The sequence below is a fragment of the Acinetobacter sp. UC24323 genome, from assembly GCF_024151445.1.
GTDB lineage: Bacteria > Pseudomonadota > Gammaproteobacteria > Pseudomonadales > Moraxellaceae > Acinetobacter > Acinetobacter baumannii.
In genome coordinates, this window is record NZ_JAHIBY010000004.1 from 67,260 (window position 1) to 87,035 (window position 19,776).

Annotated in this window: 21 protein-coding genes and 1 tRNA gene; 14 read left to right on the forward strand and 8 right to left on the reverse strand. The window is 37.9% G+C overall.

Features of this window, described 5'->3' with window-relative positions:
* Window positions 1-62 precede the first annotated feature (62 nt).
* The 3 genes from KNQ97_RS07115 (at window position 63) to KNQ97_RS07125 (ending at window position 2,430) form a co-directional block, all read left to right on the forward strand.
* On the forward strand, window positions 63-980 hold the full coding sequence (locus KNQ97_RS07115; RefSeq protein WP_000684973.1) for a patatin-like phospholipase family protein: 918 nt from the start codon (window positions 63-65) through the stop codon (window positions 978-980).
* 105 nt (window positions 981-1,085) lie between these two features.
* Window positions 1,086-1,547 carry an NfeD family protein gene (locus KNQ97_RS07120; protein WP_024436816.1) on the forward strand — a complete coding sequence of 154 codons (462 nt, stop codon included), beginning with the start codon at window positions 1,086-1,088 and terminating at the stop codon, window positions 1,545-1,547.
* 28 nt (window positions 1,548-1,575) lie between these two features.
* Window positions 1,576-2,430, forward strand: a complete 855-nt coding sequence (locus KNQ97_RS07125) for an SPFH domain-containing protein (protein WP_001143942.1) — start codon at window positions 1,576-1,578, stop codon at window positions 2,428-2,430.
* A 67-nt stretch (window positions 2,431-2,497) separates the two neighbouring features.
* Here the strand turns inward: KNQ97_RS07125 and KNQ97_RS07130 are convergent, their stop codons facing one another.
* From KNQ97_RS07130 to prpF, 3 genes are all read right to left on the reverse strand, one after another.
* Entirely contained in the window at window positions 2,498-2,866 is a 369-nt protein-coding gene (locus KNQ97_RS07130; protein WP_071243882.1) for an MmcQ/YjbR family DNA-binding protein, read from the reverse strand.
* A 59-nt stretch (window positions 2,867-2,925) separates the two neighbouring features.
* Window positions 2,926-3,837, reverse strand: a complete 912-nt coding sequence (locus KNQ97_RS07135; RefSeq protein ID WP_000097113.1) for a polyprenyl synthetase family protein — start codon at window positions 3,835-3,837, stop codon at window positions 2,926-2,928.
* Between the two features lie 159 nt (window positions 3,838-3,996).
* Window positions 3,997-5,184 (reverse strand): 2-methylaconitate cis-trans isomerase PrpF, encoded by a 1,188-nt coding sequence (prpF, locus tag KNQ97_RS07140; protein WP_024432715.1) that lies wholly within the window; start codon window positions 5,182-5,184, stop codon window positions 3,997-3,999.
* A 379-nt stretch (window positions 5,185-5,563) separates the two neighbouring features.
* On the opposite strand from prpF, the gene KNQ97_RS07145 reads away from it, so the two are divergent.
* The 11 genes from KNQ97_RS07145 to KNQ97_RS07195 all read left to right on the forward strand — a co-directional run bounded on the left by KNQ97_RS07145 (window position 5,564) and on the right by KNQ97_RS07195 (window position 14,516).
* Entirely contained in the window at window positions 5,564-6,919 is a 1,356-nt protein-coding gene (locus tag KNQ97_RS07145; RefSeq protein ID WP_002016863.1) for an amino acid permease, read from the forward strand.
* 76 nt (window positions 6,920-6,995) lie between these two features.
* A tRNA-Arg gene (locus tag KNQ97_RS07150) sits at window positions 6,996-7,068 on the forward strand.
* A 140-nt stretch (window positions 7,069-7,208) separates the two neighbouring features.
* Window positions 7,209-8,552, forward strand: a complete 1,344-nt coding sequence (locus tag KNQ97_RS07155) for an integrase arm-type DNA-binding domain-containing protein (RefSeq protein ID WP_253612014.1) — start codon at window positions 7,209-7,211, stop codon at window positions 8,550-8,552.
* Window positions 8,553-8,651: 99 nt separating this feature from the next.
* Window positions 8,652-9,884: a hypothetical protein gene (locus tag KNQ97_RS07160; RefSeq protein WP_000788310.1), complete on the forward strand. Its 1,233-nt coding sequence runs from the start codon at window positions 8,652-8,654 to the stop codon at window positions 9,882-9,884.
* 137 nt (window positions 9,885-10,021) lie between these two features.
* Complete coding sequence (locus tag KNQ97_RS07165; protein WP_002013272.1) at window positions 10,022-10,240, forward strand: hypothetical protein; 219 nt, start codon at window positions 10,022-10,024, stop codon at window positions 10,238-10,240.
* 3 nt (window positions 10,241-10,243) lie between these two features.
* On the forward strand, window positions 10,244-10,939 hold the full coding sequence (locus tag KNQ97_RS07170; protein ID WP_253612015.1) for a phage antirepressor KilAC domain-containing protein: 696 nt from the start codon (window positions 10,244-10,246) through the stop codon (window positions 10,937-10,939).
* Window positions 10,940-11,246: 307 nt separating this feature from the next.
* The gene (locus KNQ97_RS07175) at window positions 11,247-11,801 is read left to right on the forward strand and encodes a hypothetical protein (protein ID WP_253612016.1); all 555 of its coding nucleotides are present in this window, start codon (window positions 11,247-11,249) and stop codon (window positions 11,799-11,801) included.
* On the forward strand, window positions 11,794-11,961 hold the full coding sequence (locus tag KNQ97_RS07180; RefSeq protein WP_253612017.1) for a hypothetical protein: 168 nt from the start codon (window positions 11,794-11,796) through the stop codon (window positions 11,959-11,961). Before KNQ97_RS07175 ends, KNQ97_RS07180 begins: the two co-directional genes overlap by 8 nt.
* Window positions 11,951-12,781 (forward strand): helix-turn-helix domain-containing protein, encoded by an 831-nt coding sequence (locus KNQ97_RS07185; RefSeq protein ID WP_253612018.1) that lies wholly within the window; start codon window positions 11,951-11,953, stop codon window positions 12,779-12,781. The genes KNQ97_RS07180 and KNQ97_RS07185 overlap by 11 nt, the downstream gene beginning before the upstream one ends.
* Window positions 12,778-14,145, forward strand: a complete 1,368-nt coding sequence (locus tag KNQ97_RS07190) for a replicative DNA helicase (protein ID WP_086262188.1) — start codon at window positions 12,778-12,780, stop codon at window positions 14,143-14,145. Before KNQ97_RS07185 ends, KNQ97_RS07190 begins: the two co-directional genes overlap by 4 nt.
* Window positions 14,142-14,516, forward strand: coding sequence for a hypothetical protein (locus tag KNQ97_RS07195; protein ID WP_016653606.1), 375 nt, complete (start codon window positions 14,142-14,144; stop codon window positions 14,514-14,516). The genes KNQ97_RS07190 and KNQ97_RS07195 overlap by 4 nt, the downstream gene beginning before the upstream one ends.
* Window positions 14,517-14,731: 215 nt before the next feature.
* Here the strand turns inward: KNQ97_RS07195 and KNQ97_RS07200 are convergent, their stop codons facing one another.
* From KNQ97_RS07200 to KNQ97_RS07220, 5 genes are all read right to left on the reverse strand, one after another.
* Window positions 14,732-15,163 (reverse strand): hypothetical protein, encoded by a 432-nt coding sequence (locus KNQ97_RS07200; RefSeq protein WP_065724931.1) that lies wholly within the window; start codon window positions 15,161-15,163, stop codon window positions 14,732-14,734.
* 52 nt (window positions 15,164-15,215) lie between these two features.
* Window positions 15,216-15,683 carry a hypothetical protein gene (locus KNQ97_RS07205; protein ID WP_032047839.1) on the reverse strand — a complete coding sequence of 156 codons (468 nt, stop codon included), beginning with the start codon at window positions 15,681-15,683 and terminating at the stop codon, window positions 15,216-15,218.
* Window positions 15,684-15,776: 93 nt separating this feature from the next.
* Window positions 15,777-18,302, reverse strand: coding sequence for a hypothetical protein (locus KNQ97_RS07210; RefSeq protein WP_253612019.1), 2,526 nt, complete (start codon window positions 18,300-18,302; stop codon window positions 15,777-15,779).
* A gap of 168 nt (window positions 18,303-18,470) precedes the next feature.
* Entirely contained in the window at window positions 18,471-18,923 is a 453-nt protein-coding gene (locus KNQ97_RS07215) for a hypothetical protein (protein WP_005064446.1), read from the reverse strand.
* An 11-nt stretch (window positions 18,924-18,934) separates the two neighbouring features.
* Window positions 18,935-19,237 carry a hypothetical protein gene (locus KNQ97_RS07220; RefSeq protein ID WP_001019821.1) on the reverse strand — a complete coding sequence of 101 codons (303 nt, stop codon included), beginning with the start codon at window positions 19,235-19,237 and terminating at the stop codon, window positions 18,935-18,937.
* Between the last annotated feature and the right edge of the window lie 539 nt (window positions 19,238-19,776).

Sequence of the window (19,776 nt, forward strand, 5' to 3'; positions counted from 1 at the left end):
ATTGAACGAATCTGGTCTGATGGGCCATCTTAATTTATCTTGCCATAGATTGTTTTTCAAAGATGAAAATTGCTCAATTTGCCAGTATCGGATTTATCTCTTTAGCCCTATTTGGCTGTGATAAGTTCAGCAAAACACCAACACCGACCACTTCAGTTAAAGCGCGCGAACCAGTGATTGCACTTGCATTGGGTGGCGGTGGAGCAAAAGGATTTTCACATATTGGTGTTATCAAGGTTTTAGAATCACATGGTATTAAACCGAAAATTGTTACGGGTACAAGTGCCGGTAGCTTTGTAGGCAGTATCTATGCCAGTGGACAAACGCCTTATCAACTCCAAAATCTTGCGCTTAAATTGCAAGAGTCTGATATTCGCGATTTAACCCTGAATCGCCAAGGTATTATTCTTGGGCAAAAGTTACAGGACTATGTTAACCGTAACGTAGGTAACAAGCCTATTGAGAAATTCCCAATTCGTTTTGCAGCGGTAGCAACCCGTCTTGATAATGGACAAAAAGCAGACTTTATTAAAGGTAATGCAGGACAAGCTGTTCGTGCATCATGCAGTATTCCCAATGTATTTGTACCAGCAACCATTGGTAAGCAGAAATATGTAGATGGCGGACTGGTTAGCCCAATTCCGGTCAAAACAGCACGTGATATGGGTGCTGATATTGTGATTGCAGTTGACATTTCTGCACGTCCGGCAGGAAACCGACCTGCGAATATGTGGGGATTGCTTGATCAAACTATTAATATTATGGGTCAACAAAGTATTAATGAAGAGTTAAAGCAAGCTAACGTGGTGATTCAGCCTAAAGTTGGGCATTTAGGTACACTCGATTTAAAATCAAGTAATGAAGCTATTTTAGAAGGCGAAAAAGCTGCTCAAGGTCAAATTCGCCAAATTGAAACTGCAATTGCAAATTTCAAAAAATCTCCAGCCGCATTTAAGCCTGCGCCACGTCCTAAATTTTAATTGAGGTGGTTTTTTTCTATCCACACTCTCCATCATCTGCTACAGTGGTAAAAGTGATATGAAATCACTTTTACCCATCATAAAGACATATAAAAGAGCAGATCTATGGAGTTTGTTGTAGAACCTTGGCACTGGTTTGTATTGGGTATCTTACTTATTCTTTCTGAGCTGATTCTCCCTGCCTTTGCCGCTCTCTGGTTTGGTATTGCAGCCATAATGGTTTGCTTTCTCTATTGGTTATTTCCAGATATCAGCCTTACTACTCAAATAGTGCTGTGGATTGTGTTATCGGTGCTATGTACCCTTCTCTGGTTTAAATTTATTAAGCCTTTATCTATTGATAAAACTAAAGCAGGTTTACCTCGAGAAGCGACTATTGGGCAAATTGGTATGGTGATTCAGACCGGACTTGCTCATGACCAAATTATTGTTCGTTTCCCTATGCCTATTTTAGGGGCCGATGAATGGAACTGCCGAAGCACCATCCCTGTTAAGGTCGGTGATCGGGTTCGAGTCATTGATATTTCGGGTAATGACTTAATTGTTCAGCCCCACAGCACTTCATAAACATTAAAGATAAAGAGAGGTTATTTTCATGCCAGTTGGTACTATTATTGTTTTAGCCTTTTTGGCTTTTGTTGCTGTTACCATTTTTAAAGGGGTACGTATTGTTCCTCAAGGCTATAAATGGATTGTTCAGCGTTTAGGAAAATATCATTCTACGCTTAACCCGGGGCTTAACTTCGTTATTCCTTATATTGATGATGTAGCATATAAAGTCACCACTAAAGATATTGTGCTTGATATTCCATCACAAGAAGTCATTACCCGTGACAATGCTGTATTACTCATGAATGCCGTGGCGTATATCAATCTGACTACACCTGAAAAAGCGGTGTACGGTATTGAAAACTATACATGGGCCATACAAAATCTTGTACAGACTTCACTACGTTCAATTGTCGGTGAAATGGATCTAGATGATGCCCTATCTTCACGAGATCACATTAAAGCTAAACTAAAAGCTGCGATTTCTGATGATATTTCAGATTGGGGGATCACCTTAAAAACAGTAGAAATTCAAGATATTCAGCCATCTTCCACCATGCAAGCTGCCATGGAAGCTCAAGCCGCTGCTGAACGTCAACGTCGTGCTACAGTTACCAAAGCTGATGGTGAGAAACAAGCTGCAATTTTAGAAGCAGATGGTCGTTTAGAAGCATCTCGCCGTGATGCCGAAGCGCAGGTTGTTTTAGCAGAAGCTTCTCAAAAAGCGATTGAAATGGTAACAAGTGCCGTAGGTGATAAAGAAATTCCTGTTGCTTATCTGTTAGGTGAACAGTACGTCAAAGCAATGCAAGAGATGGCGAAATCAAGCAATGCTAAAACTGTTGTGTTACCTGCAGATGTTTTAAATACAATTCGTGGCATTATGGGAAAGCATAATTAATTTAATTGCTTCAAATAAGCCATTGAAATCAAAACGGCGACAATCATGTCGCCGTTTTTCTTTTATATTATTGGTTGTTTAATCTTTTCTGATCTTTCAAAGGAAGCTTTTTTACGACCAAGTCATAAGAGTCGCCAATTAAATCTCGGAGAAAATCGCTTGTTAAATTTTTATGCGGTTTAATCGAAATCCAGTGTTTTTTATTCATGTGATAGCCGGGAATAATAAATGGATAGAGTTCCTGATATTCCTGACTTTTATAAGGGTCACATTTGACATTAATCATTTTTACGCCAGACACTTCCACTGTCAGCATAAACATTTTTTCTAAAATTTTAAAAACTTCATACTCTGGACCAAATGGATGAGTTTGCTCACTAAAAGGGAGATTACGCGCCGCCTCTATTGCGAGTTGATGAAGCTGTTCACCATTCATTCTTTTCTCCTGTATTCATTAAGTCTGAATAGAAGTAGGAAGATTGATTTATGTTTTTATTAATTAGTACGAGCTAACAGGAATTGTGAAATCTCAACTAATTCTTTTGCATTTTCACCGAAATGCGCTAAAGCTTCGAAAGCTTGATCATGCAATTCTTTAGCATAAATCTGTGCTTGCTCTAGTCCCATTAGAGCAGGATAAGTCGATTTTTGTACTTGTTCGTCTTTACCAGCGGTTTTGCCTAAAGTTTCAGTGCTTGACGTAATATCCAAAATATCATCTTGGACCTGAAAAGCCAGTCCAATCGCTTGTCCGTATTGACGTAGTTTTGGAATTGCCTGATCTGTACCCGAGAAAATTGTCACTGCACCCATCATAATGGCAGCCTGAATAAGCGCACCCGTTTTATTACGGTGAATATTCTCTAGTTCGTCTTGAGAAATTTGCTTAGCTTCGGCTTGTAAGTCTAAAACCTGTCCACAAACCATTTTAGAACTAGCGGTAGCTAAAATTTGAATTTGCTTTAAGACAATTGCAGCATCCGTTCCCTGCCCTTGTTCATCAAACAAACGGCTACCTAAAACTTCAAAAGCCATTGATTGTAAAATGTCACCCGCAAGTAACGCGGTATCTTCACCAAATGCAACATGACACGTTGGCTGACCACGGCGAAGCAAATCATTGTCCATACAAGGCAGGTCATCATGTGCTAAGGAATAACAATGGATGAGTTCAACAGCAACCGCAGCACGGCGAGCAGCCGCAAAATTTGGATTATCTTGTAAAGAAGCTGTAGCGTAACATAAAGCCGGACGCACACGTTTTCCACCGAGCATAACTGCATGGTGTACAGCACTTTTTAAAGGTTCGGGAATTGAGAATGCAGCCAGTGTCGTCAATAAATCTTGTTGAATACGTTGTTGAGCTTGTTTTAAAACATCCGCATTAACTTGAGAGAGTGATGACACAGTCGCCTCGATAAAATCAGTAGAGAAATTTTATTGAATGTGATGAAACATTCATGTGCTACATCATACACGATTCACTGTAAAAAGTGCGTGATGAGTTATGGATGTCAGAAGTAAAAAAGCCTCTCTAGGGTAGAGAGGCTTTCATTTAAATGGCTTTTAGAAACTGTCACCCGGAACGCGTACCCAACCTTCCATTAACACACGCGCACTACGACTCATAATGGCTTTTTTCACTACCCATTGGCCATTTGTAAGTTCAGCTTGGGCACCAACACGTAATGTTCCAGATGGATGTCCAAAACGCACTGCTTCACGTTCTCCACCACCAGCCGCTAAATTTACTAAAGTGCCTGGAATCGCAGCCGCTGTACCAATTGCTACCGCTGCTGTTCCCATCATGGCATGGTGAAGTTTGCCCATCGACAAAGCTCGAACGAGTAAGTCGACATCTTTCTCTGAAACGTTTTTACCGCTTGAAGCTGTGTAATTTTTTGGTTTAGAGACAAAAGCAATTTTTGGTGTGTGCTGACGTGCGGCTGCTTCTGAAATATCTTTAATTAAGCCCATCTGAACTGCACCATAGGCACGAATTTTTTCAAAACGTGCTAATGCTGCTGCATCACCATTAATATGATCTTGTAATTCAGTACCTTCGTAGCCTAAATCTTCTGCATTTAAGAAAATGGTTGGAATACCGGCATTAATAAATGTGGCTTGAAAACTACCAATCTCTGGAACATCTAATTGGTCAACAACATTCCCTGTCGGGAACATATCACCGCCCTCTTCACCATCATCGGCAGGGTCTAAAAACTCAATTTGAACTTCAGCGGCAGGGAAAGTTACCCCATCTAGTTCAAAGTCTCCGGTTTCTTGAACTTGGCCATTGGTGATAGGTACATGCGCAATAATAGTTTTTTGAATATTTTTTTGCCAAATTCGAACAGTACAGAGGCCATTTTCAGGAATACGATCGGCATCAACCAAACCATTTGAAATTGCAAATGAACCAACCGCAGCTGTCAAATTACCGCAGTTACCACTCCAATCTACAAAAGCTTGATCAATTGAAACCTGCCCAAACAAATAGTCGACATCATGGTCTGGCTGTGTACTTTTAGCGAGAATAACGGTTTTACTGGTACTCGAAGTCGCTCCACCCATTCCATCAATTTGTTTTCCATAAGGGTCTGGGCTACCAATGACACGTAGCAAGAGTTGATCTCTTGCTTGACCTGCAACTTGAGCTTTTTCCGGCAAATCATCAAGTTTAAAGAATACACCTTTACTGGTTCCACCACGCATGTAAGTTGCTGGAATTTTAATTTGCGGTACGAAGCTCATATCAACTGTTATCCTTACTATTGTGTTTTTATATCTCAAAACAAGCAGACTTGTTTAGTCATTCGCTTCATCTTAAATCGTTTTATGATCAAGAGATAGCACTGTACTTTTATACATCAATCGTATTGACGCAGGTTTATTTTGGAAATTTCAATTCATGCCTGCAATGACCGAATAAAGCAAAATCATAAGAAAAAAAGTCTATCAAAAAATATATTTTTGGAAGATTTTTCAACCAATTTAACACGATTAAAAGCAAGTTTATGATTTTAAATATTTTTTATAGTTACTTTACAGTCATCCCTTGTTCAATTGTAGTCTAGGCTAAAATAAATCCATCTATTAGAATAATTTACTTATTCATTGTGAGTGAAGACCTTTGACCAACGAATCTTCTACACTTCAACGAGGACTAAAAAATCGACATATCCAATTAATTGCTATGGGTGGAGCAATTGGTACCGGATTATTTTTAGGCTCGGCGCAAGTGATTCAATCTGCGGGACCATCCATTATTTTAGGATATGCCATTGGTGGCTTAATTGCTTTTTTAATTATGCGCCACCTGGGAGAAATGATTGTTGAAGAACCTGTTGCAGGATCGTTCAGCCATTTTGCGTATAAATACTGGGGGAAATTTCCCGGATTTTTAGCTGGATGGAATTATTGGATGCTCTATGTTCTGGTTGCGATGAGTGAACTCACCGCGGTAGCCAAATATATTAATTACTGGTGGCCTCATATTCCAGCATGGACTTCTGTCTTATTTTTCTTTGTCGTGATTACGGCAATTAACCTAACAAACGTCAAATTTTATGGTGAGTCCGAATTCTGGCTCGCTATTATTAAAGTTGCTGCGGTTATCTCTATGATTGTTTTTGGTCTTTATTTGCTATTTACAGCAGATGTAGGTTCAAGCATTTCGTTTAGTAACCTTTGGTCTCATGGTGGATTTTTTCCAAATGGCTTTAGTGGCCTCTTCTATATGTTGGCTTTCTTGATGTTCGCCTTTGGTGGTATTGAACTGATTGGTATGGCCGCGGCAGAAGCAAAAGATCCGAAAAAAACCATTCCAAAAGCAATTAACCAAGTTGTTTTCCGTATCTTGATTTTCTATATCGGTTCACTAGCGATCTTACTTTCATTAGTGCCGTGGAACCAATTAGATCTTGGCGGGCTCGATAAAAGTCCATTTGTTATGATTTTTAGTCAAATGGGTATTGGTTGGGCTGCACATTTACTGAACTTTATCATTTTAACCGCTGCTCTCTCTGTTTATAACAGTGGGATGTTTGCAAATAGCCGTATGCTTTACGGTTTAGCTCAACAAGGCAATGCACCAAAAATTTTCAAGAAAGTAAATAAACAAGGTGTACCTGTACCAGCAGTTTTGCTATCGGCATTACTCATTTTTGGCTGTGTTCTTTTAAATTACTTTGTACCAGAAGATGCTTTAAGCCACTTAATGTACATTGTTGTTGGAGCACTGGTATTGAACTGGGCGATGATCAGTATGACTCACCTTAAGTTTAAATCAGCAATGAAAAAACTCGGTCAAAAAACTCACTTTCCTGCACTTTGGGCACCGTTTAGTAACTATTTGGTTTTAGGTTTTATTGCTGTAGTACTCTACATTATGTGGAGTCAAGGCTTTAAAGAATCAGTGATGATGATTCCTATTTGGATCGTTCTCATGTTTATTTTGTTTAAAGTACTCAATGCCAAAGAACAGTAATCTAACAGCTTGTACTTAAAACTATAAAAAGTCATTGCCTCGGCAATGGCTTTTTTGTTTATAATCAGAAAATTATGCGCCCTTAGCTTAACTGGATAGAGCAGTTGCCTCCTAAGCGACCGACGTGGGTTCGAGTCCCGCAGGGCGCACAAACCTAATAGCAATATATAAAATAATTTAGTTAAAATTATTTTATATTCAATTATATAGATATTAATCATAGAAGAATATAGATAAATATATAAGGATATAGTTGCAATGTTTAAGGATATATGGAGTTCTACTCAATATGTATCCTTATTCTGCCATGGCTAAGAAAACTATTCCGCTATCCGACTCCAAATGCACTGGTGCAAAGCCGCAGGAAAAGGATTATTCCTTATACGATGGTCATGGGTTGATTCTATTCATTCGTAAAAGTGGCTCAAAAGTATGGCGATTTAAATATAAAAGAGCTAATGGTAAAGATGGCTTAATGACTTTGGGCAACTTCCCTGCTTTAAGTTTAAAAGCTGCCAGAGATAAGCGCCGTGAATTGGAGACACTATTAGCTAATGGAATAGATCCAATTGAATACAACGAAATACAAAAGGCTAAACTAGACAATAAATATAATTTTGAATCTATAGCTCGAGAATGGCATACAGCATATAAAAGTACTGGACGTTGGGGAACTGAAACAGCAGAAAGGGCTCTTAAGAATATGGAAGAGTATGTTTTCCCAAAACTTGGGAAAAAGCCTATTGATGCAATCAAGCCAAAAGAACTAATTCAAGTAATCAAAAGTATTGAAGACTTAGGTTATACCGAAGTTGTAAAAAAAAACCGGCAACGGCTAACAAGTATTTTTGCATTTGCAATGTCGAAAGGATTTATTGAAAATAATCCAGCCTATGGTCTTCAAGATATTTTCATCCTTTCAAAGAAAACCAAACATCATCCTCAATTACCATTAGAAAGATTGCCCGAGTTACAAGCTAAATTAGCTTCCGACACTGGTCATCCACTTACTCGGCTATGTGTTGAATTTGCCTTACATACTTTTGCTCGTTCAAGTGAAATCAGATTTGCAAGGTGGGAAGAGTTTGATTTTGAAAAAGCTATTTGGACCATTCCCCCAACTAGAGATTTTGTAGAAGGTTATAAATACTCTTATCGCGGTGCGAAAATGAAAACACCTCATTTAATTCCTCTATCAAACCAAGCACTAGCTATAATAAAAGAGGTCTACAAATACAGCGGACACACTCAAAATGTTTTTCCTAAAAACGGTGATCCGCATGGCTTTATGAGTGAATCAACTATCAATAAAACTCTACGCCGTCTCGGATATGATACAAATACAGAAGTTTGTGGGCACGGCTTTAGAGGTATGGCCTGTGCAGCCCTAATTCAAAGTAAACTATTCCAGAAAGATGCTGTTGAAAAACAAATGAGTCATCAAGAGCGTAATAATGTACGACTTGCATATACCCATAAAGCAGAGTTCTTAGAAGAAAGAAAAACAATGCTCAATTGGTGGAGTAGTTATTTAGATGTGACTAAAGAAACAAGTATTAGTCCATATGATTATACAGCACAGATTTTAGGTGAAGAGATCATACAATTTAAGTATGCAAAATTGATGAAATAATCAATTTTAACAGTTTGCTAAGCCTAGCTCGACGGAGCGAAAGTCAGATACCCAATCTGATTGGCTTAGCTCCTATTTTGGGATGCCTTGGGAGGCAGAATGAAGAATTTCTATACTTTAGAAGAGGTGTTATCTGCCTCAGATGAGCCATTATCTCTCTTAGATATTATTGATTATTGCCGAAGAAGCATGCTGCATCCGTGTGTATATCTTGATGGTAATTTAGTCTGTATAGAAGAAACTCGCGAACACCATAGTGAGGATAAAAGAGATTATCCTGAACATGTAGTGGAGGCTAAATGGCACGTACCATTTCAAGGATATGTTTTTAGTCAGGATCTGATTGAGCAATTACGATCAAAAAACCAAACTTTTAATCTATTAAAAATTGATCAAATTATATCTCAATATTCTGAAATACCACTTAATGAACCAGAACTTAACCAATCTCTTCACGTATATGAGCGTAGGTATGATGATGACGTTAAGGATTTTTTTTGGATTAGGGATATGAAGGATGAGGAATACAAAGGAATTGAATATTCTAAAAAAGAGATAGTGTTTCATATTGAAGAGTTAAAAAGAATAAATTTTAATGATCCTGATAAAAGAAAGTTTGACGCCTTACGGCGTGAATACAATCATGAAGAATATAAACATCTACTATTCTCAAAACCATCATTCTCAATTCATGAAGCAGCTTCAATTGTTTCTATGAATAATCCACTATTCGTAGAAGTTTATCGAGATCAACCGAATTTCGTTAAATACTTTCAGCATTATTTACATTCTTATAATTTAATTAGCTCATGGTCTGAAGATGGCATTTTAGGTGAATCAGAAATGATCCCTGCTGAATTATTAAAAGAGACTCTTAAGAAAAACAAAATTCTTATCCAGAGTTTTAATGCGCATCTAATAATAATGGAAGAAGGTAATCTCACTGTCGAGCACAAAAGAATTAATGAGCAAAATGAAGAAATAGAAAGACTGAGAGAAACTATTAAAAACTTAAATACACAAATTGAGCAATTACAGTCGGAACAATCATTAGAGCCAGTAAAGTCATATAACCTACTAGATTTAATTCTAGACAGCACTGACAATGAAAGATACGCGCCTGATCTAGCTTATGCTATTCAATTATGGGAATCAGTTTATGTTACTAACCCCAAATCAGGCAAACATAGTAATAAAGCAAATATTTGGATCAAAAATAATACACCCTATTCCGGCGATCGAGATGATACGTATACGCGCAGACTACGAGATATAACATCACCGTTAATTGGATGGCATGATGATAGAAAAAAATTATTAATCAATAATTAACTAAGCTATTGAATTTTAAAACCTTAAAACTACGTACGTAAAATTACGTCCGTAGTTTTTTGCATTTACGTGCTATGCGTCCGTACGATCAAAACTGTTTAGATACAACCAAGCGTTAGAAATATATGGTTGTAATTATGCTTCAAATAACTCCAATTCGAATTCAATTCAGTACTGTATGCCAATTACTTGATGTAACCCGTGAGTCTCTTCGACACACTATTCGTAAAGACCCCACGTTTCCAAAGCCAATGAAAATGGGGACCACAAAACAAGCTCCCGTTTTCTTTGACTATCAAGAGATTGTTGAATGGCATAACAGCAAAAAAACTGTTGCTGCAGAAATGGAGGCTTAAACCATGAATGCTCCTATTGGTTTAATTTTACCTTCTCAACAAATGTTGAGTTCAGATATCGCTCTCATTACCAATATACGTTTAGACTCCGTCAAAAGAACAATTGAACGTTTAGCAGAACGCCGTGTTATTACTTTACCACCAACGGTGGAAAAGCCTACAGCTGGACGCACAAGCACCGAATATGTATTTTCTGGTGAACAAGGTAAGGTGGATTCGATAACAGTAGTAGCTCAACTCTGCCCAGAATTTACTGCTGCGATTGTGAAACGTTGGTATGAACTTGAACAGCAAACACCAGCATTTGATATCAACAATCCACAGCACCTTTTACAGGCTATTGAAGTTCAAGCCAAACAGAATCTACGGCTAACAGCAGAAAACAAAACCTTGTCACAAGCAATAGAAACTATCACTCATACTGAACACGGCGTAAAATTCCAGCAAGCATGTAAAATTCTGAATGTTAAGCAGCAAGTGTTAGCTGAATGGCTTAGAAAACACAACTGGGATCGCTATCTAAATAATGCTAGGGCTTCAACTTATTACAGTGAAAGGCGAGGGTACTGTGAAACCAAATATTCACTTAAAGAAGGTGTAAAATCCTCTGGCCAACCATATAGTTATACTCAAACCGAGTTTTTCATTCTGCCAAAAGGTATGCAAATTTTGGCTAAAAGGTTTGGAGAATCTTTATGACATATCCAACTATTTTTAGCCTTGCCCTTTTCAAATTAATTTTATTCATCTATATTAAGTCTGTCTGGTGCAAAATCACTAGATTAGCTTTGGTCGGCTATAATTACACAAGCGCATACAGTCCGCTTTGGGCTTTTTTTATGCGTAAAATCTCTATGCTTCTGCATTTCTATGGTGAAGCTGGAGAGGGACATCTTCGGATGTGCGGGTCTCTTGTGTACCTGTCGACCAACCCTTTTCAGCTTTGCCACCCTCATTTGGTCGTGACTGGTAAAGCTCCTAAACAAACACAAGGAGTGCATTCATCATGAACGCAAAAATTAATATTCAATTACCAGGACAATCAGTTCCTTTTTATAATGCTTCTAATTTATTAAATGCATATAAACTTGCATATGAAACGGCTAACCAACTTCGCACCCTACTCAATCAAATAAGTAAGTCTGCAATCTTCATTAAAACATATGCTGAAGAGAATAATTTAGATAATTCAATCTTCACAGAGATTGAAAATTTAATCGCAATTTCGCTTCAACTTTCCAACTCCCATACCGATATATATAACGCTGAGATTAAAAGACATCGTCAAGAACCATATGATCAGTACGATGCTGACGATTTAAATGGAGCTTATGCACTTGCTCATGAAAATACGACTTGGTTAGAAACGTTAATCTCTAAAATTAGAATAGAAGTTAATTTGGTTAAAGAAGCAGTAAAGGATGTTATTCACGGCGCTGTCTTTGCGACACTTGAGCATTTAATTAATATTGCTGAGTATTTAGCTGAAACCAATGTTAATGCTTTTTCTATTGAAAGTGAAAAGTATGAAGCTGAACAGGAGGCATCTAAAAATGGATAAATCCCAAGTTCCAGTTAATAAAGATTCAGTTCAGCCAACTACAGAACCGAAACCAACTTCACAATCTTCTACATATGTAGAATCTGTCCGTATAACGCCAGATCGACTCATTAATGCCTTCATTAAAAATATTCGGCAAGGAGGATCTGATGAGCATTGATGCAACTCGTTGGTCCTGGACAGCTTCTGTTAAAACTTCTGCTCAACGTCTGGTTCTGCTTTCATTAGCAGACCGGGCTGGTGAAGAACATACCGCATGGCCCAGCATTGATCGCTTAGCTGCTGATACTATGCTAGACAAAAAGACAGTTCAAAAGGTTATATTAGAGCTCATAAAACTTGGGCTAGTAAGCGATACTGGCGAACGCGCGGGGCCAACGAAAAGAGTCCGCATACTTAAATTAAACGGCGTAAAAGGCCGTGAAGAATATAACCAAAATCTGGATAATTCAGGTTCAAAAAAAGATACTGAATTCAGAACAAATACATCCAAAAGTGGGAACATTAAACATTCCCAAAAACGGAATGATTCCGATAATGGAAATATCCCCGAAAACGGTGTTTTAAATAATCCCAAAAACGGGACTTTGAATATACCCAATTTTGGGATGCAGAACCAACCATTGAATCTATCAATGAATCTCTCTCAAGAGCATGACTGGATTCCTAATGTTGATCAGCTGATAACAAAGATAAAGATGGCAGGTCATGGCCAAAATATAGATCTGATCTTTGGCCTACCTAGTTTCGAATTTGAGCTGAGTGCATTCAACTCTTACTTTGAGAACAGTGGATTATCTGATAGCAAAAAGCTTCATAAGTTCACGGCTTGGATCGTAGATAAGTTTGAACGCTATAAAAAGCAAAATCCTGAATATGGCATTCATCCTTCTTTGGAAACTGGACAGCAAGCTATTACTGCTCGGCCATTTATCAATTTGCCGACTAAGCCTAAAAGCTTATTAGGAGATGCTCAATGAATACATCAATCCACAACTTACAAATTGAGCAAGCTGTTCTGGCAGCATTGATGACTGTAGCAAATTCATATAATCAGGTTGAAAGCTTGCTAACTGAAGAAGATTTTCATGCTACACGCCACAAAATGATTTTTAGCGCCATAGTTGATCTGGATTCAAAAAATTCGCCTTATGATGCCGTATTGGTAAACCAATGGCTAGAAATGCATGGATACTCAGAAGCTGCTGGTGGTGAGCAATACATCATGCAGCTTCTAGGTGATGCACCTTCAAGCTTTTATAACCTGATGTCGTATGCTGAGAAACTAAAAGATCTTACGACTTGCCGCAAAGTTGAAGCACAAGCCCATAAGGTCATTCAAAGTGCCCGTAGTTTGACCGTAAGTCGTGGTGATTTAGTTTTGAATGCACAGACAGCCTTTGCGGAAATAAGTACAGAACAAGGTAGTGAAAACCTTTTCCATATTCATGATGCCGCAAACAATACGTTTGTTGAGATGCACCGAAAAATGGAAGCTGCGATTGCTGGCAAAACACTAATTAATGGTATTCAGACTGGGATATATGACCTTGATAAAAAGCTTGGTGATGTTGAGCCCGGTTGCCTAATGGTAGTGGCTGCACGTCCAGCAATGGGTAAAACAACGATGCTTCAACTCATTGCAAATCATGTAGCAGTCATTCAGAAAAAGCCTACCCTTATCATGTCTGGTGAGATGCCAAAAGAACAAATTGCTATGCGTCTCTGTTGTGCCATTGCACCAGCAGATATTGGGATAGTACGCAACTCCCCTCACCTTTTGCCTAAAGACGAATTTACGGCGTATACCAATGCTGTTGTAATGCTTCAAAATGTACCGATGTATATCAATGATACGTCTCGCCCCTCGATAGCGAATATTAGGGAATCTATCCGTAAAGTAAAACATCAGTACGGCGCCGTTGGTGTGGTGCTGGTGGATTACCTTCAGATCATGAAGACTACAAAACAGTTTGCCCGAGAAGATTTAAAGATTGCATACTTCACTGGTGAACTTAAAGCCATGGCCAAAGAGTTTGATTGCGTCATAGTCCTATTATCTCAGCTCAACCGTGAACTAGAGAAGCGTCCAAACAAACGCCCAATGCTGTCGGATCTACGTGAATCCGGTGCAATTGAACAGGATGCAGACCAGATCGTTTTCTTATACCGAGATGAGATCTATAACAAGGAATCTCAATATCGAGGTATTGCTGAGGCCATAGTAGGGAAAAACCGCCACGGCGAACCGGGTACTGCGTACATGTATGCTCAATTGAAGTACTGCCAATTTACTAATTTAGATCATGAAGCACTTAATCAAATCCAAGGAGCAACAATATGATGTTTGTGGATAACAGTTGTATAGACTCAACTGTATTTAAGAAATCACCTGCTGAAAGATTTAAAAATCTTAAAACCCAAAAAAAAGTAAAAGAGTTCTTCATTAAGCGCCGAGGATATAAGCGCCCAGACTTCAACAGAATGATTGTAGATTTGCGCAACCTTGGATGGTCACATGAGAAAATAGCCTTTGTATTACCAATATCAGGTGCATCTACTGTTAGCGAATGGGCACGTGGTGGAGTACCTAACTATGAAAATGGTGAAGCATTTATTGAACTTTGGAAGAATGAAACCGGGATTGATAGATTCCCACGTGAAGGCGAATGGCAAACGTATAAATACGATATTGGTCAATTAGGGTTACTTTAAATATCATTTAAAAGCCCTAAATAGGGCTTTTAAAAATGTTAATAATAAGTAGTCATTATCCAGTATTTTTATCGTGTAACAGACAGTAGACTATCATGTAACACACTTTTTTTATCGTGTAACACCCCAAACAATTATCATGTAACACCCTTAAATTGTCCATTTTTTATCGTGTAACAGTAGATTTTCATAGTTTTTGATCAAACTAATACGTATTACTTAGCAACAATTTTCATAGGTTGAAAATCATCAATCATTACTTGCTTCGTTTTCAATAAGTCCTGACGTTTACCATCAACAACTAATACTGCACGCTTGACATGAATTGTCCAAGTACGATCTGCCTCACACATATCTTCAGACTCTATAAATACTTTACCAAATGCTTTACCAGAAAGGTTCTGAACATCATCATAAGTAATGATATTTACAGAGGTTCCTTTTATTTTCCCCGCTTTATCCTTTGCCACAAGATCCAGATAAAGCTTGTCATTGTTTCCAAGAAAATCATGAATCGTTATATCCACCACGGCGGAACAGATTCCTGAATTTACATAGCCGGTCTTGGCATGCTGCAAAGTAATTGGAGTCGCTAAAACTACTGAACTAATAAAAGATAATAGTGAACAGATTAATATTTTTTTCATAATTGAAAAGTTACCTTGTATTAAAGCCATAAAGGAATCTAAGTTATATCAATCAATTTTGGATATAATTTTCTATTATTATCCAGCTTTTCTTCTTACCATCATAAATAGGCTGTAACTTTGCAACAGTTACGTAATGCCAAAAGCCATGACGTTCATTATGAATTGGTAGAACAATTACAAAGTCACCCTTTTTAAATTCAGCTTTTAAATTACCACATGGCGCACTTACTTCTTGGAATCCATCTTGAGTAATAATATTCACTTTTACATCCACTGCAGAACGCCCTAAATCTCCCATAACGGATTCTTGAAGTGTTCTTTGTATTGAAGCATTCTCAAGAACAAATCCGTGGATAGGTTGATTATGCTTGATTTGAGAGCTATATTTTCTACGAATAAATGCCGTTAAATCTTTTGGCGTATCAAAAATCAAAACTTGTTTGCTTTTGGCTTTGTGGAAAATAAATATAGTAACTATTAAAACTAAAAGCACTGCAGCTAATAAGATGTATAACATTTAAATCTCTTTTTTAATATCTATCTATAGTGACTCATATATCAACTATAGCTGAAAATAAAATATACAGAGACACCTTTTATTTTAATCAAATTACTGCACTACCCTCTCAAAGTCAGGTGCTCTAATATCATTTATGTCATCACCCCAGAAGCGCTCGCGGTCTTGTTGTCGTTCTGCTTTACGCAAAGCCTTCTCACGATAGCCCGGTGCAATTGTGTCTTGCATTTCATCAAATACCATACGGTTAATGGCTGCTTTTGTATACCATAAATTTTGTGCTGGTATTTTGCCTTTCACGAATTTAAAAGCTTCATTTCCGAAATTGGTGTCCTTGCCTTCATTGTATTGTGTTATGTTGCCAACAGTCAGGCTTAATAGTGACTCAAAATCACTTCCTAGTGGACCAGCTACAAATGAGTGTGCATCTCGTCCCGAAGTATCAGTACCAGCAACTAAAATATCGCCTAAGAATGATAACCCGCCACCCTGTACGGCAGACCTAATAAAGAAGTTACTTGCTTTTTTAGGGTTGTCACTATCCCACATGGTTTGGGGGTCATTACCGTTAAGCAACTCTTTTAATTGAACTACCAACCCGCCAAGTAATGTAGTCATCACAAATAAAGGGATTGCATATGCTGCCTTACCTTTTAAGCCTTCTTGGGCCATTGTGCGGCTCCCATGACGCATTAAAAAGGCCACAGAGAAAGATTTAAACTGTACAATCCCTCTAAAGATCTCACCTGTAATCGTTCCTCTAGCACCTACATTTATTAGAGTCTTTTCACGAAGCCCTGCTTCAATTACTGCCATGCCCTGCTCATCTAGTAAATGTGCTTGAAGTTGTGAGGCAACTTGATCTTTCACCTGTTTTGGATCACCAAATGAAGTTAGTTTTTCATCTGGAATTTCATAGATAGAACGCGCTGACATGAGTTGATTGCCTTTGCGGTCCACGACTGGTTCAGCCAATTGGAAAACCTGCCATGCTCGCTCATCTAAGCCCGTATTTGAAAGTAATTCACGGTCTTGTACATCTAGGTCATTCCAAGCTTTAGAACGGCTTAAGCGGCCGTATTTCTCCATAAGGAGTTTAGTGAACCCAACTTTTGATGCTGCTGTAAGTGCATTTAGAAAAGATGCTCGCATAACCTGAGTCGCTATCCCACTAGAGATACGAGCCACTTTTGCAGTCATGCCATGCGTGGAAGTCAATCCATCATCTGACCATCGAGCAATCGATCCCAACATTTCCTCAGTCGCTAATCCTAAACTATGCGCTAGTTCCCGATCTGCTTTATTGGCTGGGTTAAGTTGTCTAATCAACTCTCCAAAAGCCTTACGATATGAAAGACCATGCACATGAGCTGTTTTAGCAATGGTTGCCTGATCAGTAGTCGATGCGATGGTAGTTCCTCCAAGCATAGAGAAAATATTCATTGAGCGATATGAAGTACCTAAATTTGCAAGAACTTGCGACTGTGGCGAGTTACCACCACTGAACTCATCAAACATAGTTTCAATCCGCTTGCGACTACTTTTGGTTTTATTCTCATCAATTCCCTTTTCCCAATCTTTTTTTGCAGCAGCATCCATCAAAATTTTTAAAGCGGTTTTCGGGTTACTTCCAAGGTTTTCGACCAATGCAATATCTTTTGATAAGCCTTTGATATGAGCATTTACCAAGTCTACAAACTGCATGCTGCCATATTTATTCTGATATCTTAACCATGCATCAGCATCCTTAAAATGTAAGATTCGACTTTCAGAATGTCGGTTAGTTACTTTTGAAGTTCCAGCACCTGTTGCTTGTTTACCAACCTCAATCTTGTTTGCACCATCACTAGATAACGTATCATATGCATATTCAAGCAATGAACGTATTTCTTGCTGTGAGTAGTAATCGCCGTTCTCATGCACAAACATTCTAGTATCTTGATCTGGAAGCACATCACTTACCCATTGCTCCTTCCCAGCCTTAGCAATTTTTTCTAGACCATGAGTCTGAGGCACAACCCAATTTTCTAGTCTTCCAATGTCACCACCGTTGCGGTTGAATCGCTCGCGCATGTCTTCAAAAACTTCACCCATCTTGTCACTGATCTTTTTTGCTAATGCATCACCAGTGTTTTCACCAAAACGCTCTCGGATGATATTTCTTACTAGCTTCGGATCTGTGTAAACCCCCAAGCCTCCTTTAATATTGGTATAGAATTCTGTTAAACGTCCTTCATAGATTGATGATATTGCACGAGCCAGAGAATCAACTGATGTGATACCTGACATATCACCATGAGCCGCAACCATACGGTCTATGACTTCCATTGATGAGAGCTTAGGGTGATCAAGCTTAGTGAAATTTTTTGACTGTGTAAGAATGTTATTCGCAGCAATTTTATGTTTGCGTTTTAATTGTTCTTGAATGTCAATTGCAACTTGCTTAGATGCTTCTGTGATTTTTTCAGAGTCAGAAAGATTGCGCCATTTATTAATATCTTTGCGTGCCATGTTGCGCATGGCTTCATTGATGCGTGATTCAATTTTTATTGCTTCTTGAGCTGATAGTGATTGCTTGCCAAGCGCTTTAGCTACTGCCTGTTTGCATTGTTCTTTCATTTTCATATTCCTATTTTCTAAAACTTGGAACAACACCAACGTTATCCACCCAATATTATTAATTTAGAACGATATTCATATTCAAAAAATGGGTAAATTCCGAAACAAAAAAGGAGGTTTTAAAGCCTCCTATTTACTCATTTATATAAAATCAAAAATTCATAGTGTTCAATGAATTCTCCTATTAACGGGATCTCCCTTACTTATACGTTCTAAAATTTGTTTTACAGAGTCCACTTTCTTTAAAATTAAATTTATTTCAAAACCAAACGAATGCTTGTTCAATAGACGCTTATATTTATTCTCAGGATCGAGATAATACCCCGTAATAATTAAAGCATTCGATATATTGTTGATCCAAGCTAATGCTGTCCTTAAAGAGGAGTAATATATATCTTTTGGCTTCGCCATAATTAATAGCAACTGATTTAATTCTTCAAGGTCATTTACTATAACTAATAACTGATGAATAAATTGCTTCTGAAAAAGCTGATTGGAATCTAGATAACGAATATCTTCCTGAAATTTTTTCAATTTTTCTGGAGTGCTTTTACATAGATCAATAGCTCGGTTAATATTGGTTCCTGTAATCGGTTCAAAAAACTTCTTTTTAGATCCCATGTGTAATCCTCCTAAGCTATAAGGTAACGATTAATTCGAGGTATTTCTTTTTCTGTTTTATTAGTCAAATGCATCCAAAGTTCAACAAAGGCAGCGCCGTTGTCATATTTCATGACACTTCCACAGATCCATTCTCTGACTGAGGAAGCCCCTGATATTGGCAATACATATGCAATCTTCTCAAGTGTCCAACCCAGATTTTTCAAATCTACAATCATTCTGTTGAAGTCTGGAGCTAAATAGTTTAGCAATCTCTTATTAAAAAAAAGATTTTTAGGTGTGGAGAAGCAGCATAACTCAGCAAATATATTCATAGTTCAGCCCTATCAATTTATCTAATTAGGACTTGGATTAGGTCCACAAAAAATGGGTATATTTTCAATAAAACGCGCGCGCGCGCGAGGGAGACTGTAAAACACCCTATTTCTCTTACTTTTCCTATCCATAAAAACCCCAACTCTGGCCAACAAATCTCAAACTAAATCACCAATTGATAAACGCTTTATTCGCCCTCCTAGGCTCTTAATAATTATTCATATACCTTGATTCATTTTTCTTTAAAAAAGCTAACAGAACTCAAACCAGTGAGAAATTGAGCTATTTTTTTTAATTGGTTTTTGAGAAGGAACAATTCAAATCTATTTATTTATATTATTTTGACTATCTCAAATGCTGTAATTTATTGAGCCAATATCTCGTTTAGAGTGAATGATCGATTCTATGATTGATTCATTGATAGGTTCTGCATCCCAAAATTGGGTTGATTCTACATCCCAATTTTGGGAGTATTCAAAATACCAATAATAGGAATATTACCGTTTTTGGAATAATCCCATTATTGGGTTAGTTATGG